This window comes from Hyphomonadaceae bacterium BL14 (assembly GCA_027627705.1).
Taxonomy (GTDB): domain Bacteria; phylum Pseudomonadota; class Alphaproteobacteria; order Caulobacterales; family Maricaulaceae; genus Oceanicaulis.
Genome location: CP091242.1, coordinates 447,769 through 462,758 on the forward strand (window position 1 = coordinate 447,769; position 14,990 = coordinate 462,758).

17 protein-coding genes are annotated in these 14,990 nt (G+C 67.2%); 9 read left to right on the forward strand and 8 right to left on the reverse strand.

Annotation, left to right across the window (positions count from 1 at the left end; all coding sequences use genetic code 11):
* Nucleotides 1-59 precede the first annotated feature (59 nt).
* From nadA to nadC, 3 genes are read left to right on the forward strand one after another with little or no spacing between them, the layout of a single operon-like run.
* Nucleotides 60-1,175, forward strand: a complete 1,116-nt coding sequence (gene nadA, locus L2D00_02030) for a quinolinate synthase NadA (protein WBQ13477.1) — start codon at nt 60-62, stop codon at nt 1,173-1,175.
* 14 nt (nt 1,176-1,189) lie between these two features.
* Nucleotides 1,190-2,713, forward strand: coding sequence for an L-aspartate oxidase (locus L2D00_02035; protein ID WBQ13478.1), 1,524 nt, complete (start codon nt 1,190-1,192; stop codon nt 2,711-2,713).
* Nucleotides 2,710-3,558: a carboxylating nicotinate-nucleotide diphosphorylase gene (gene nadC, locus L2D00_02040; GenBank protein ID WBQ13479.1), complete on the forward strand. Its 849-nt coding sequence runs from the start codon at nt 2,710-2,712 to the stop codon at nt 3,556-3,558. The genes L2D00_02035 and nadC overlap by 4 nt, the downstream gene beginning before the upstream one ends.
* A 6-nt stretch (nt 3,559-3,564) precedes the next feature.
* On the opposite strand, the gene L2D00_02045 is transcribed toward nadC, so the two are convergent.
* Nucleotides 3,565-6,114, reverse strand: a complete 2,550-nt coding sequence (locus L2D00_02045) for a hypothetical protein (GenBank protein ID WBQ13480.1) — start codon at nt 6,112-6,114, stop codon at nt 3,565-3,567.
* Nucleotides 6,115-6,266: 152 nt separating this feature from the next.
* Between L2D00_02045 and L2D00_02050 the strand changes: the two genes are divergently transcribed.
* Nucleotides 6,267-6,680: an NADH:ubiquinone oxidoreductase subunit NDUFA12 gene (locus L2D00_02050; GenBank protein WBQ13481.1), complete on the forward strand. Its 414-nt coding sequence runs from the start codon at nt 6,267-6,269 to the stop codon at nt 6,678-6,680.
* 40 nt (nt 6,681-6,720) lie between these two features.
* Nucleotides 6,721-7,125 (forward strand): DUF2155 domain-containing protein, encoded by a 405-nt coding sequence (locus L2D00_02055; GenBank protein WBQ13482.1) that lies wholly within the window; start codon nt 6,721-6,723, stop codon nt 7,123-7,125.
* Here L2D00_02055 and aat read toward each other — a convergent pair.
* The 4 genes from aat to aroQ are packed head-to-tail and all read right to left on the reverse strand — an operon-like array spanning nt 7,092 to nt 10,101.
* Entirely contained in the window at nt 7,092-7,742 is a 651-nt protein-coding gene (gene aat, locus L2D00_02060) for a leucyl/phenylalanyl-tRNA--protein transferase (protein WBQ13483.1), read from the reverse strand. The genes L2D00_02055 and aat overlap by 34 nt on opposite strands.
* A gap of 15 nt (nt 7,743-7,757) precedes the next feature.
* Entirely contained in the window at nt 7,758-9,107 is a 1,350-nt protein-coding gene (gene accC, locus L2D00_02065) for an acetyl-CoA carboxylase biotin carboxylase subunit (GenBank protein ID WBQ13484.1), read from the reverse strand.
* Between the two features lie 13 nt (nt 9,108-9,120).
* Nucleotides 9,121-9,621, reverse strand: a complete 501-nt coding sequence (gene accB, locus L2D00_02070; GenBank protein ID WBQ13485.1) for an acetyl-CoA carboxylase biotin carboxyl carrier protein — start codon at nt 9,619-9,621, stop codon at nt 9,121-9,123.
* Between the two features lie 15 nt (nt 9,622-9,636).
* Nucleotides 9,637-10,101, reverse strand: a complete 465-nt coding sequence (gene aroQ, locus L2D00_02075; GenBank protein ID WBQ13486.1) for a type II 3-dehydroquinate dehydratase — start codon at nt 10,099-10,101, stop codon at nt 9,637-9,639.
* A 104-nt stretch (nt 10,102-10,205) separates the two neighbouring features.
* Between aroQ and thiS the strand changes: the two genes are divergently transcribed.
* Nucleotides 10,206-10,415, forward strand: coding sequence for a sulfur carrier protein ThiS (thiS, locus tag L2D00_02080; protein WBQ13487.1), 210 nt, complete (start codon nt 10,206-10,208; stop codon nt 10,413-10,415).
* Between the two features lie 6 nt (nt 10,416-10,421).
* On the opposite strand, the gene L2D00_02085 is transcribed toward thiS, so the two are convergent.
* Nucleotides 10,422-10,610 (reverse strand): hypothetical protein, encoded by a 189-nt coding sequence (locus L2D00_02085; GenBank protein ID WBQ13488.1) that lies wholly within the window; start codon nt 10,608-10,610, stop codon nt 10,422-10,424.
* 102 nt (nt 10,611-10,712) lie between these two features.
* Between L2D00_02085 and L2D00_02090 the strand changes: the two genes are divergently transcribed.
* The 3 genes from L2D00_02090 (at nt 10,713) to L2D00_02100 (ending at nt 12,755) form a co-directional block, all read left to right on the forward strand.
* The gene (locus L2D00_02090; GenBank protein ID WBQ13489.1) at nt 10,713-11,522 is read left to right on the forward strand and encodes a thiazole synthase; all 810 of its coding nucleotides are present in this window, start codon (nt 10,713-10,715) and stop codon (nt 11,520-11,522) included.
* Between the two features lie 59 nt (nt 11,523-11,581).
* The gene (locus tag L2D00_02095; GenBank protein ID WBQ13490.1) at nt 11,582-12,040 is read left to right on the forward strand and encodes a GNAT family N-acetyltransferase; all 459 of its coding nucleotides are present in this window, start codon (nt 11,582-11,584) and stop codon (nt 12,038-12,040) included.
* 76 nt (nt 12,041-12,116) lie between these two features.
* Complete coding sequence (locus L2D00_02100; protein WBQ13491.1) at nt 12,117-12,755, forward strand: DUF998 domain-containing protein; 639 nt, start codon at nt 12,117-12,119, stop codon at nt 12,753-12,755.
* Here L2D00_02100 and L2D00_02105 read toward each other — a convergent pair.
* Together L2D00_02105 and L2D00_02110 are read right to left on the reverse strand one after the other, a co-directional pair.
* Nucleotides 12,752-13,510: a DsbA family protein gene (locus L2D00_02105; protein ID WBQ13492.1), complete on the reverse strand. Its 759-nt coding sequence runs from the start codon at nt 13,508-13,510 to the stop codon at nt 12,752-12,754. The two genes, L2D00_02100 and L2D00_02105, sit on opposite strands and share 4 nt — an antisense overlap.
* A gap of 16 nt (nt 13,511-13,526) precedes the next feature.
* Nucleotides 13,527-14,927 (reverse strand): M48 family metalloprotease, encoded by a 1,401-nt coding sequence (locus L2D00_02110; GenBank protein WBQ13493.1) that lies wholly within the window; start codon nt 14,925-14,927, stop codon nt 13,527-13,529.
* Between the last annotated feature and the right edge of the window lie 63 nt (nt 14,928-14,990).

The window sequence follows — 14,990 nt, forward strand, 5'->3', positions numbered from 1 at the left end:
GATCCCGCGCCGTTTCTTTAGGCCCGAGAAATGCTCAATCCGAGCAAAAGGAGTTGGCCATGGACGGCATGCATTTCACGCCCGGCAATGATTGGCCCGAAGCCGAAGCGCTGGTCTATGACGATGCGGTCAAGGCGCGCACTGATCATCTTTACGACCGGGTGAAAGATGTCATTACGCCCATGGAGTGGCCGGTCTTCGCGCCGCTGATCGACGCCATCAACCGTCTGAAGGTGGAGCGCGGCGCGACCATTCTGGCGCACAACTACATGACGCCGGAAATCTTCAACTGTGTGGGCGACATCACCGGGGACTCCCTGAAGCTCGCCCAGGTGGCCGCTGAAGCCAAGGAAGACGTGATCGTCCAGGCCGGCGTGCATTTCATGGCCGAGACCGCGAAAATCCTGTCGCCGGACAAGACGGTGCTGATTCCGGACATGGCGGCGGGCTGCTCGCTGGCGGCATCCATCACCGGTGCCGACGTGCGCGCCATCAAGGCGGCCTATCCGCACCTGCCCATCGTGACCTATGTGAACACGTCGGCCGAGGTGAAGGCGTATTCCGACATTTGCTGCACCTCGTCCAACGCCGTGCAGGTGGTGGAAGCGGCCGCCGCGCAATGGGGCGTGGATACGGTGATCATGATCCCCGATGAATATCTCGCCAAGAACGTCGCCGCCCAGACCAGCATCAAGATCCTCACCTGGAAGGGTTCGTGCGAGGTGCACGAACTGTTCACGGCGCAGGACATTGACGATCTGCGCGCCGCCCACCCCGATGCAGTGATCCTGACCCACCCCGAATGCCCGCCTGAGGTGATGGCGAAGGCCGATTTCGCCGGCTCCACCGGTGCCATGGCGGCCTATGTGAAGGATAATGCGCCCAAAAAGGCCATCCTGATCACCGAGTGCTCGATGAGCGACAATGTGGCGGTTGAGAATCCGGGTGTGGCGTTCGTGCGCCCCTGTAATCTGTGCCCCCACATGAAGCGGATCACGCTCAAGGGCATTTACGAAGCCCTGCGCGACATGCAGCACGAGGTTCATGTGGACCCGCAGATCGCGGAGATGGCGCGCGCCAGCCTGCAGGCCATGCTGGATCTGCCGCGCCTGTCCACGCCTCCGCACTTTGACACCGGCAAGGCAGCTGTCGCCGTGCCGTATGTGGCAGTCTGAGGCCTGACAGGTCCATGACCCGCCCCGTCATCATTGCCGGTGCCGGCATAGCCGGTCTTTGGACCGCGCTTCACGCTGCCCCGCGCCGCGTGATCCTGCTCACCGGCGCGCCGCTGGGTCAGGGCGCGTCCACCGCCTGGGCCCAGGGCGGCGTTGCGGCGGCGCTGGGGCGTGATGATGCGCCGGACCTGCATGCGGCGGACACGGTCGCGGCGGGTGCGGGCCTTGTAGACGACGAGGCGGCGCGGATTCTGGCTGAAGCCGGACCGGCCGAGGTCGAGGCGCTGTACGCGCTGGGCGCGCCGTTCGAGCGCGCTGAAGATGGCGCATGGGCCTTGTCGCGTGAGGCGGCTCATGGCCGCGCGCGTGTGGCGCGGGTCAAGGGCGATCAGGCCGGCGCCGGCATTCTGGCAGCTCTGATCAAAGCCGTGCGCGAAGCCGGTCATGTGGATATTCGTGAAGGCTGGCGGGCTGAAGCCCTGTTGCCGGCGTCCAATGGCGGCTGCGCGGGTGTTCTGGCGCGCGGGACGGATGGCGTTCTGGCGGCGCTGGAGGGCGATGTGGTGCTGGCCACAGGCTCGCTGTGCGGGCTCTACGCCGTGACCACCACGCCCTGGACAAGCCAGGGCCAGGCGCTGGCCATGGCCGCCGGGCTGGGCGCGGTGATCCGCGATCCCGAATTTGTCCAGTTCCACCCCACGGCCATCGATATCGGGCGCGATCCGGCACCGCTGGCCACCGAGGCGCTGCGCGGCGAGGGTGCCACTTTGATCGACCGGGCAGGGTGCCGCTTCATGCGCGCGGTGCATCCCCAAGCCGAGCTGGCACCACGCGACGTGGTCGCCCGGGCCGTCCACCGCCAGCGCCGCACCGGCAAGGGCGCGTTCCTTGATGCGCGTGCCGCTGTGGGCGAGGCTTTTCCCGAGCGCTTCCCCGCCGTGTTTGCCGCCTGCATGAGCGCCGGGATCGATCCGCGCGTGACACCGATTCCGGTCGCGCCGGCGGCGCACTATCACATGGGAGGCATTGCCACGGATTTCGACGGCTATACCGGCGTGCCGGGGCTGTATGCCGTGGGCGAATGTGCAGCGCCGGGTGTGCACGGTGCCAATCGCCTGGCGTCCAACTCTCTGCTGGACGGGCTGGTGTTCGGACACCGCGCCGCTGCAGCGCTGCGCGAGGCGCCGGCCCGACAGGTAGCAGCGGGGCGGGCTGAAGCGCCGCCCCTGCTGCCCGGTCCTGCGCTGCAGCGCCTGCGTCAGGTGATGAGCGCGGAAGCGGGCGTGGAGCGTGATGGTGCCGGCCTCTCGCGCCTGATCGCTGTCATTGATGATCTGGAAGCGCGTTACGGTGCCGCCCATGCGCTGATCGCCGCGCGCCTGACCGCTGTGGCAGCGCTGGCGCGCACCGAAAGCCGCGGCGCGCATTTCCGTCAGGATTTCCCGATGACGGATTGTGTGGCCCGCTCGACCCGCCTGACCCTTGAGGCGGCGCGCGCTCTGGCGCCACGCCTGCCCGCCGCCGGAGTGGCCGAATGAACATCCCGCCAGTCCCGCGCGGCATCGTCGCGGAAATCGTGTCGATGACGCTGGATGAGGATCTGGGGGGGCGGGGCGATCTGACATCGCTGGCCACCATCCCGCACGGTGCCCGGGCCAAATTCGTCATCGCGGCGCGCACCGATGGCGTGCTGGCGGGCATGCAGGCCGCGGACGAGGTCTTCGATCAGGTTGATGAAACGGTCGACGTGCAATGGCTTGTCCGCGATGGCGGGGAGCTGCAGGCGGGCGCGACCGTGGCGCGGATCAGCGGCCCGGCCCGGTCCATCCTGACGGCGGAGCGGGCGGCATTGAATTTCCTGGGGCGGCTGTCGGGCGTAGCGACGCTGACCCGGCGCTATGCGGCGGCCATTGCCGGCACGGGCTGCGTGGTCGCCCATACCCGCAAGACCACGCCGGGACTCAGAGCCCTGGAATTGCAGGCCGTGCGCGCCGGGGGCGGGGCCTCACACCGCTTCGGGCTGGATGACGCCGTCCTGATCAAGGACAATCACGTGGCCGTTTGCGGCGGCGCGGGCGAGGCGGTGCGCCGGGCGCGCGCCTTCTGTGGTCACATGACGCGCATCGCGGTTGAGATCGACCGGCTCGACCAGCTCGCCGAGGTGCTGGATGCCGGCGCGGAAAGCGTGCTGCTGGACAATTTCTCGCTGGACGATCTGCGCCTGGCCGTCGCCACCGCCAACGGCCGGGTGACGCTGGAAGCGTCGGGCGGCGTGACGCTGGAGACCATCCGCGCCATCGCCGACACCGGCGTGGACTTGATCAGCGTCGGCGCACTGACCCATTCGGCACCCGTGTTGGATCTGGGGCTGGATGCGGTCTGACGGGTCTCAGCCCGGCGGCGGACCAGACCAGCCGCAGGCGTCGCAGGCCACACTCGCACCTTGTTCCACAAGGGTGAAATGGCCGCATTCCGGGCAGGGCTCGCCGTAGTATTCAGGTGCCGGCGCGTGAGCCGGGGCTGCGGCACCGGAGGCTGAGCCATCGCCAGCGGGCTTGCGCGGCCGCGAGGCGAGCATCACCACATTGTCAGGCAGCTGGCCGCGCGAGAAGCCGCGCGAGATGAGGCTGGCCGGATCGGCCTGGGCGGCGAGCTTCTCGCTGGCCACACCCCGGCCGATGCCGGCCGTGTCGGCGCGCGGGTCTTCGGTCTGGGCCAGATCGTCGCGGCCCAGATAGCTGACGGCCAGTTCGCGGAACAGATAGTCGAGGATCGAGGTGGCATAGGTGATGGAATCATTACCCTCCACCGGTCCCGCCGGCTCGAAGCGGGTGAACAGATAGGCGTCCACAAACTCCTCCAGCGGCACGCCGTATTGCAGACCGATGGAGATGGCGATGGCGAAGTTGTTCATCAGCGAGCGGAAAGCGGCACCTTCCTTGTGCATGTCGATGAAAATCTCGCCCAGCTCGCCATTGTCGAACTCGCCGGTATGCAGATAGACCTTGTGACCGCCGACAGTGGATTTCTGGATATAGCCCTTGCGCCGGTCGGGCAGTTTGCGCCGTGCGGCGGCGCGTTCGACGACGGTTTCGACCAGGCGCTCCACAATGCGCTCTTCGGTGACCACATCGCGCGGGCCATAGTCGCCGCCGTCAAATTCGATCGTGTTCAGAAGGTCATAGAGCGCTTCGCCTTCGCGGCGGATGGTGATGGCGTGCAATCCCAGGCGCGCAGCCGAGGCGGCCAGGGCACCGGCCTCGTCCATGCCGGCGGTGCCGGGCAGGGCGATTTCCAGTCCGCACGGTGACCCAAGGACAGATTCCACCGCCACAGCCATGGCCAGGCGCGCTTCGGGCGCAGGATCGGCGAAGACGGCGCGGTGCTCGGGTGTCAGGGCCGGGCAGTCATCCAGACGCCCCGAGCCCTGTACATAACGCTCGGCGGCGGCGATATCGACCGGGTCGACGCCCAGCGCCTCCAGCAGTTTTCCGCCTGCGCGGTCAAAGCGCTCCGGGCTGATGCCGCAGCGCTGGGCGATTTCGGGACCCAGGCTCCAGCGATTGACCGCATAGCGCAGCGGGATGCCGTCGGCCAGCGCCGCATTGATGCGGGCGAAGGCACCATCATCCACGCCCTGACGGCGCAGGGCGTCGATCCAGTCGGCCTTGTGACCGCCCAGGGACCGGGCACCCAGAGCGTGGGCAAGAACCTGCGCGCGGATGTCTTCAGGCAGGCCGGACAGTGCGCTGCCGATGCAGGCGGAAAAGCCTGTTCCATCAGCCGAATCCAGCGCGGCGGGCGGATGCACGCCGATGGATTCAGCACCGAGGAAGGTGAGGGACAGGGCGTCCGGGCGGGCCAGCGACAACGGCGCCGGGCTGGCCGATGCGGCGTCGATCAGCCCGGCGGCGGCCTCGCGGGCGGCGTCGCTGTCATAGGCGAGACGCTGCGCGCACAGCGCCGCGCCCAGACCGGACAGGGCGAGGGATCCGCCGGCGGCTTCCGCAATGGTGCCCCACAGGGCTGCGGCGGCTGAAAGCGCCGCCACATCAACGCCCTCGCCGGTAACGAAGCGCGTCAGCTCCAGCGTGATGGCCGGCGCCGGCGCGGGTGCCGCGCCGGTGAAATGCAGGACGGGCAGGCCGTGTGTCCACAGGGCTTCGGCCAGTTGACCGGCCAGTTTGCGCGCCGGTTCGCCGGTTTTCAGCGCGCCGTCCGCGTCGGCGAGGTCAAAGAAACGCGTATCGAGCCGGACAGGCGGCGTGACGAAGTCGGGTGAGGCGGCGTTCAATCCGGCCTCTGGCGTGGTGACGCCCTGGCGGGCGCGGGCGATGGCCCGCTCGATCATGGCGTCGGGCGCCCCGTCGCGCCGGGCGGCGCGCACGGCGCGCGCCAGAGCCCGGTTGTGGCGCGGGTCAAAGCACTCGGCTTCCGCCCCGGTGCAGTTCACGCACGCAAGTGCCACCGCCTCGAGCCGCTCGGCGAGCACCCGCGCGCCCACATCCGCGGCGGCCTGACCCATGGCGGCGGCGTTGAGATCGTGGAGGATGGAGGAGAGGTCTTCGGCTTTGGCAGCCAGCGCCGCCGCTTGCGTCTCCGGGCTTTCGCCGCGCCACAGGGCGGGGGCAGGGCAGGCTTCGCGCGCCAGCAGCGAGGCGGCAAGCTCGGCTTTCGCGAGTTTGGCGTCCCGCTTGGGGAAGGCGCCAGCGAGGCGCGCGGCCAGCTCATTGATCAGGCTTTGCGCATCCATGTCGGCGTCAAACCCACCGCCGGTCAGGGCGGCGAAGGCGGCGCAGGCGCGCGGGCTCCAGCTGGCGGGCGCGCGCAAAGCGGCGTCGGCGGGAGCGTCCAGCGCATCGGGATCAGCCGCCAGCAAAGGGCGGCTTTCGAACGCGTATCCGGCCTCGGCCAGAGTCAGACGCGGCGTGACGGTCATGGCGGCTCCTGGGGCGTCAGACGCGCGAGCGCGCGAATCACCGCTATCATACCGGAGGGGAGGGGCTGTGCGCGAATCCCGCCTGCGCCTCTGGACCGGCGGGCCGGGCGGGGGCATATACGGGGCTCTTATGCTTCGATGAGGAACGGCCCATGCTCGGCTTTCTGTCCAAGATATTCACCTGGTGGAATGGCGCGTCGGCTGGTGCGGCCTGGACCATCTGGCGTTCGGGCGAGCAGGTGGGCGAGGACCAGTTCGGCAATCGGTACTTCCAGGAGCGCAAGGCCGGCACCGGTGCCGACGGCAAGACGCGCCGCTGGGTGGTGTACAAGGGCTATGCCGACGCCTCGCGCGTGCCGTCGGACTGGCATGGCTGGCTGCACCACACATTTGATGATGCGCCGAGCGAAGAGACGATGGCGCGCCGCCCGTGGGAGCTGGACCATGAGCCCAACCATACCGGCACGCTGCGCGCCTACCGCCCAGCCGGCTCTCTGAACTTCGGGTCCCGGCGTCTGCGTCAGGAAACCTCGTCCGATTATGAACCGTGGACACCGGGCGAATAGGCCATGGTCCCGCCACACATCTCGTGACAAAATGACTTCCATGATCCGCTCACTCGTCCTGACCGCGTCCCTCCTGATCTCCGCTCCCGCGCTTGCCCAGCAGGGCGACGGCGCGCGTGAGCTGTCCTCGCGCCCCGGTACGGTCGCCATGCTGCGCGGGCTCGACAAGGTCACGGCGCGCACCCGCGACTTCGAGGCACCGGTGGGCGAGGCGGTGCAGTTCGGCGCACTGTCCATCACCGTGCAGTATTGCCGCAAGCGGCCGCCCGAAGAGCCGCCTGAAGTGTTCGCCTTTCTGCAGGTCAATGACCGGCGCACGGACGGCTTTGGCGGCGAAGACGAGGGCGAGCAGATTTTCTCAGGCTGGATGTTTGCGTCGAGCCCGGGGCTGAACGCGCTTGAGCATCCGGTCTATGACGTCTGGGTCATCGACTGCAGAAGCTGAGCGCCCGGCAGGCCCTCGGGCAGGGCGAAGAAATCAGCCTCACGCGCTACCGCCTTTGACAGCATCGTTTTGTAGCGTGCCCGCGGCGTGGCCACGGCACCAAAGCGCTGCAGGTGCGCGGTCAGGAATTGCGCGTCCAGCAGCTCAAACCCGCCGGCCTTGAGCCGCGCCACCAGATGCACCAGCGCGGTCTTGGACGCGTCGGTCTGGCGCGAGAACATGCTTTCGCCAAAGAAGGCCGCGCCCAGACTCACGCCATAGAGCCCGCCCGCCAGCGCGCCGCCGCGCCAGCACTCAACCGAGTGGGCGTGTCCGGCGGCGTGGAGTTCCAGATAGAGCGAGGCAATGCGCTCATTGATCCAGGTGTCTTCGCGGCCCGGACCCGGTGCCGCGCAGCCGCGCAGCACCGCCTCGAAACAGCGATTTACCGTTACGTGGAACAGGTCCTGGCGCACGGTCCGGCGCAGGCTGCGCGGGATGTGGAAATCGGCCAGCGGCAGCACGCCGCGCACATCAGGCTCGAGCAGGAAGATGCGCGGATCGTCGCGCGTTTCCGCCATGGGAAACGCACCGCGCGCATAGCAGTCCAGTAACTCCTTGACCCCGAAGCCGCGCATGGCGCGGACCTCCCCTTACGTCTTATTGCGTTCGGCCAGCCAGCTTTCCAGCCAGCGGATGTGATAATCACCCGCCAGGAAGGCCGGCTCCTCAAGCAGTGCCAGATGCAGCGGAATAGTGGTTTCCACCCCGCCCACGACCATCTCGCCCAGCGCGCGCTTCAGACGCATCAGCGCTTCGGGCCGGTCGCGCCCGTGCACGATCAGCTTGCCGATCATGGAGTCGTAATAGGGCGGGATCGTGTAGCCGGCATAGAGGGCGGAATCGAGGCGGACGCCGAGCCCGCCCGGTGCGTGGAACTCGGTCACCTTGCCCGGCGAAGGCGTGAAGGTGTTGGGGTTTTCCGCATTGATCCGGCACTCGATGGACCAGCCATTGATCTTTACATCATCCTGAGTGAGGCCCAGCTCCAGCCCCGCGGCGACGCGGATCTGTTCGCGCACCAGGTCGACGCCGGTGATGGCCTCGGTGACCGGATGCTCCACCTGCAGGCGGGTGTTCATTTCGATGAAGAAGAACTCGCCGTTCTCGTAGAGGAACTCCACCGTGCCGGCACCGCGATAGCCGATCGCCTTGACTGCGTCGGTGACGGTTTTGCCGATCTTGGCGCGCGCGGCGGCGTCCAGCGCGACGGACGGCGCTTCCTCGAGCACTTTCTGGTGGCGGCGCTGGAGCGAGCAGTCGCGCTCGCCCAGATGGATGACATGGCCATGCTCGTCGGCCATGACCTGGATCTCGATATGGCGCGGCTTGCCAAGATATTTCTCGATATAGACCGAGCCATCACCGAAGGCGGCCTTGGCTTCGGAGGACGCGGTCTGGAGGGCTGATTCCAGGCTGGCTTCGTTCTCGGCGACCTTCATCCCGCGCCCGCCGCCGCCGGAAGCGGCCTTGATCAGCACCGGAAAGCCGATGGATTTGGCGACCTTGCGCGCTTCGGCCATGTCCGTGATGGCACCGTCAGAGCCGGGCACCACGGGGATGCCGGCATCCACGGCGGCCTGTTTGGCGGTGATCTTGTCGCCCATCAGGCGGATGGTTTCGGGCTTGGGGCCGATGAAGGTCAGGCCATGGGCTTCCACGATCTCGGCAAAGCGCGCGTTTTCCGACAGGAAGCCATAGCCGGGATGGATCGCCTGGGCGCCGGTCACTTCGGCGGCCGCAATGATCGACGGCACGTGCAGATAGCTGCGCCCGGCAGGGGGCGGGCCGATGCACACGCTCTCATCGGCCAGCTTGACGTGCATGGCGTTGGCGTCGGCTTCCGAATGCACCGCCACCGTGGCGATGCCCATTTCGCGGCAGGCCCTGTGGATGCGCAGGGCAATTTCGCCCCGGTTGGCGATCAGGATCTTGTCGAACATGCGCAGATCCGCCTCAGCCGATGATGAAAAGAGGCTCGCCGTATTCGACAGGCTGGGCCTCGGCGACGAGGATCTCAATCAGCTTGCCGGATTTGGGCGCGGTGATCGGGTTGAAGGTTTTCATCGCCTCGATCAGCAAAATGGTCTCGCCTTCCTTCACCGCGTCGCCGGCCTTCTTGAACAGGTCCGCGTCCGGGCTGGGGCGCAAATAGCAGGTGCCGACCATGGGCGAGTTGACCGCGCCGGGATGGGTCTTGGGGTCAGCGGCGGCCGCTTCGGGCGCGCTGGCAGCAGCAGGGACCGGCGCGCTGACGGCCGCGGGTGCGGGCGCTGCGGCCTGGACCGGGGCGGCGGCGTAGTGGACCGCCGGGGCTGCAGGAAACTCACGCGCGACGCGGATTTTCAGGTCGCCGCGCTCCACCTCGATCTCGGTGAGATCGGTGTCTTTGAGGATTTTGGCCAGTTCGCGCACGAACTTCGCATCGCCCTGCGGGCCGGACGGGTTGGACGCCATGAAATCAAGATCCCTTTACTGGCTCGTTTTTTGACGGGCGCGCGCCAGCTGCACCGCCGCCTCTATCCCCAAGGCATAACCCATGGGACCAAAGCCGGAAATACTGCCAGCCGCAGCGCGCGCTGCATAGGACACCGCACGAAACGGTTCGCGCGCAGCAGGTTGCGACAGATGCACTTCCACAGCCGGGACGTCCACCCCCTTGAGCGCATCGAGCAGGGCGACCGAGGTGTGGGTGTAGGCGGCCGGGTTGATCACGATGGCGCTGGCCTCGCGCCCGGCGCGCTGGATCCAGTCCACAAGCTGACCTTCATGATTGGTCTGCTCGAACACGATGTCCACGCCGTGGCGGGCTGCCGCCTCGCGGCACAGCGTCTCGATATCCGCCAGCGTGGCGCGACCGTAAACCTCCGGCTCGCGGGTGCCGAGCAGGTTCAGGTTGGGACCGTTGAGCACATGGACGGGCTTGATGTCTGACAAGATGTTCCGGCTCCGGGCGCCGGGGCGCCTTGACGACTGGCCTCAGTTTTACGACGTGAAGGGGCGGAAGAACAAGCAAACCCTTGCCCCAGAGCGCAGCACCCATGCCAAAGATCACGATTGAGCTCAATGGCGAGACGCGCCAGGTAGATGCCGGACTGACGCTGGCCGGCCTGCTTGAGGCGCTGGCGCTGGATCCGCGCAAGGTGGCGGTGGAGCGCAATCTGGAGATCGCGCCGCGCGGCCAGTACGCCGCGATCACCATCGAACAGGGCGACCGGCTGGAGATCGTGCAGTTTGTCGGGGGCGGGTGAGGGCGCTCAGCCCTTTTTCTTGCCCGTTACCACGCCGAGCACCGCGATCATGGCCAGGCAGATGAATCCGGCGATCATCAATGGCAGGCTGTCGTCAAACGGCGTTCCGGTAAACGTGCGCCAGGCCGCATAACCCCAGTTGGCAAGCGCGACGAGAGCCAGAACGATAGCGGCGGCAAACATGGCTGGTTGCATGGACAATCCCCCCTTGAGATGAACCCGCATGCGATTTTACCCGACTGCGCCGGTGCGCGCCAGACTGATGACGCCTGCCCGGCCCCGCGTTAGAAGAAGACCATGACCGATACCCCATCGACCGCCCCCGCCGCCGCACCCGTTGACGCCCCTCTGGTGGTGGCCGGGCGCACGCTCGCCTCGCGCCTGATCATCGGGACGGGCAAGTATGAAAGCTACGAACAGAACGCCCGCGCGCTCGAAGCGTCGGGGGCGGAGATGATTACCGTGGCGGTGCGCCGGGTGAATCTGTCCGACCCGTCCCAGCCGCGCCTGGTCGATTTCATCGATCCTGAAAAATACATCTTCTTGCCCAACACGGCCGGCTGCTTTACCGGCGAGGATGCCGTGCGCACGCTGCGCCTGGCGCGCGAGGCAGGCGGCTGGTCGCTGGTGAAGCTGGAAGTACTGTCCGACCCCAAACACCTCTATCCGGACATGGCCGAGACGCTGCGCGCCACGGAACTTCTCATCAAGGAGGGGTTCGACGTGATGGTCTATTGTTCCGACGACCCGGTCTATGCGCGCAAGCTCGAAGAGGCCGGCGCGTGCGCGATCATGCCGCTGGGCGCGCCCATCGGCTCGGGGCTCGGCATCCAGAACCCGGTCAATATTCGTTTGATCATCGAGGCGGCCAAGGTGCCGGTGATCGTCGATGCGGGCGTGGGGACAGCGTCGGATGCGGCCATCGCCATGGAGCTGGGCTGCGATGGCGTGCTGATGAACACCGCCATCGCCGAAGCCAGAGACCCGATCCGCATGGCGCGCGCCATGAAGCATGCGGTCATTGCGGGGCGCGAGGCGTATCTGGCCGGGCGCATGCGCAAGAAGCTCTACGCCGATCCGTCCAGCCCGCTGGGTGGATTGATTTAGGGGGATTGCGCCTTTGCGCGTACTCGGGAGATGATCGCGCTCACCGCTAGGTCCACCCCATGATCGATATTCGCGAAGACGATTTATCCGGCGCGCAGACCCGGGCGCTGCTGGCCCTGCATCTGGCGGGCATGCACGCCCATTCGCCGCCGGGAACGGTGCATGCGCTGGATTTGTCAGGGCTCAAGACGCCGGACGTCACGGTGTGGACCGCGTGGCGGGGCGGGACGATTGCGGGCATCGGCGCGCTGAAAAGCCTTGGCGGAGCACACGGCGAGATCAAGTCAATGCGCACCCATCCCGATCATCTGCGTCAGGGCGTTGCGGCGGCGCTGCTTGATCACATCATCGCAGAAGCCGGCGCGCGCGGCTGGCGCCGCCTCAGCCTGGAGACGGGCAGCGGGCCGGCCTTCGAAGCGTCGCTGGCGCTGTACCGCAAGCGGGGTTTTGTGAGTTGCGAGGCCTTTGGCGGTTATGCCTCAACAACGTTCAACCAGTTCCTGCACATGGACGTGTAACCGGTGACGCAGCGCCAGTGAATGCGGTAACCTGCTGGAAGGCGCTTGGACTTCGGGCGGCCGCAGGGGGGGAAGCATGTCAGGACAGGGTATGGTGCCGCGCGCATCGGCGCCGTTTTGGCTGGCGCTGGCGACGGCCGGCTGGCTGGCAGGCGTTCTGGCAGCCGGGAGCCTGTTCTATCCCGGCTATGACCAGACTGGGCAATTCATCAGCGAACTGGGAGCCGTCGGTGCGCCGACATTTCCGTGGACCGGCTGGCTTGGCTTTGTCCCGATCGGAATCCTTCAGTGCCTGTTCTGCCTCACAGCGGCGCGAGCAGCGCCCCGCTCGGGACTTGCGATCACCGGGTTCGTCATGCTGGCAGGGTATGGCGCCGGCGCCATCGCTGGCGGCATCTTTCCATGCGATGCCGCAAGCGCCTGCATGCCCGATGAGCCCAGCCTGTCCCAGACGCTGCACAACACGATCGGCGGAGGCGGGTATCTGATCGGCGTGCTCGGCATGGCGCTGACCGGCGCGGCGGCGCTCGGATGGCGGGGCGGGCTTTGGCTGGGTCTGTCAGGACTGGCGGCGGCCGGGATCGCGCTGGCCGCGTTGCTGTCCATCGACGCGGCGCTGGACTGGCGCGGCGCCCTGCAGCGCATCGCAGAGGCCGCATTCTTGACCTGGTTCATCGTGTGCGGCGTATGGCTGCGCCGTCCGGCGCAGACCTAGCCGTCCGCCGGTTCATCGCCCGCCGCCTGGAGCGCCGCTTCCAGCGCGGCGGTCATTTCCGGCGGGGCGTAGCCGGGGATGATCACGTCGCCGGGAAACAGGAACATGGGCGTGCCGCGCAGATTGAGCTGGTTGGCCAACTCGAACGTGCGGTCGAGATGGGCTTCCACTGCGGGGCTGAGCATGCCGGCGCGCATGGCCGCCACGTCGACGCCGGCCGCCTCGGCGACCTCGTCCAGCGCGGCCTGGTCCAGCGCGCCGCGATGCACCATCAGGCCATCATGGAAGGCCTCGTAGACATCGCGCTGGCCTTCCCAAACCGACAAGGCGGCCAGAGCTGAGATTTCCGACGCCTCGCCGCGCAGGGGCAGGGTTTTGTGCACAAAGCGCACCTGGCCGGGATACAGGGTGAGCATCAGCTCCTTCCACTCATGGGCGCGCTTGCAGAAAGCGCAGGCATAGTCGGTGAACTCCACCACGGTGACGACCGCGTCCTGAGCGCCCAGGAACGGATCACGCGCGTCGGCGAACAGGGCACCGGTCAGCGCCACGGCGGCATCGCGCAATTGCTGGGCTTCGCGCGCTTCGGCGCGGCGGCGCAGCTCCACCAGCGCGTCCTCGATCATTTCAGGGTTCGCCGCGATATACTCACGCACCACCGTCTCGATTTCGGCGCGGTCCGGCTCAGGGCCGGCAGCATCGCTGCAGCCGGTGAGCAGGGCGGCGATGGCGCAAGCGGCGAGGGGGCGGATCATGCAATCTCCAGTCAGATCAGTGCAATTGAAGCCCGGCGAAGTTCGGCCGGGTCTGCTCGCGGCGGTTCCACTCGCGGATTTCGCGCGCGGTCGGTTCGGTGGCGTATAGCAGTTCGGCCGAGCGTATCCACGCTTCCGTACCACGATCGAGCCGGTCATGGGCACGGCGGGCGAACAGATGCGCGTGCATCGAATCGCCCACGGCGAAATAGCGCTCGGCGGTGGCCAGCTCCGCCATGGCCAGATCGCCCAGCTCGGTATGAGCGAGGGATTTCTGGAACCAGCCAAACGCATTGTCAGGCTCGGCCACCAGGGCCTGGGAGAGCAGGGTGAGTGCCTCGTTCACAGAGGCCTGCTCGCCTGTGGCGATCAGCGCTGTGGCCAGACCGATCTGCAAAAGCGGCTGGCGTTCAGCCAGTTCCAGGGAGCGGCGATAGGGCGGGATGGCGCGGTCAATATTCCCGCTTTCAAACAGCATCTGGCCGTGCAGCTCGTGGAAGTAGGGATTGTCCGGCTCGTCTGCGATCAGGGTGAGGATCACTTCCTCGGCGCGGGTCATCAGGCCCTGCTTGTAGAACGCCACTGCGCGCGCATAGCGCGCCGGTATCGAGGTGTCGCTTTCGGGATAGCGATCGAAGGTCTGGGCGGGCGGGGCCATGAAGCCGATGATCTTGGCCTGGATGCGCCGCAGGGTGGCGATCTCTTCCTCGGTGTCGGGCACGTCGGCATAGGGCGAGGCTTCGACATTGCGCCGCAGCGCCGTGATCCGGTCAGAGGAGAGCGGGTGGGAGCGGAAATACTGCCAGCGGCGCTGGAAGGAGAGGCGCTCCTGATGGGCCAGACGCTCGAACGTGCTCACCAGACCGCGGCCGGACTGGCCGGTCGCGGTCATGAAGCGCACCGCGGCCTGGTCGGCGGCAGCTTCCTGGGACCGCGTATAGGTCATGAAATCCAGCGTGGCGAACTGGGGCGAGGACGCAATGATCGCCGCGCCCGCATCGCCCGCACCGGCCAGGGCAGCGATGATGCCCACCCCGATGGCCGCGGCCATGGTGGCCATGGCGCTGCGCTCGGCCTGCTGCATGCGCACCAGATGGGCGCCCTCGATATGGCCGATCTCGTGAGCGATCACGCCCTTGATCTCGTTGGGGGTCTGGGCCACCACGATCAGGCCGGTATGCAGGAACACGTTCTGCCCGCGCGTGACGAACGCGTTGAACTCCATATCGCCGACCAGATAGATGTCGACCGAATTGAGATTGAGCCCGGCCGCTTCGATCAGCGGGTCGGAATAGGCGCGCATCACCGCTTCGATTTCGGCATCGCGCACGAGACCCTGGGCGATGGCGGGCGCAGAAGCCAGCACGAGCGCGGCGCAGGCGGCTGCAGTCCGGCGCAGGAATGAGATTACGGGCAAGGCGATACTCCCTCCCCCTGTGGCTGACCCCTCAGCGTTCTCATGGGCAATCTAGACAGATAT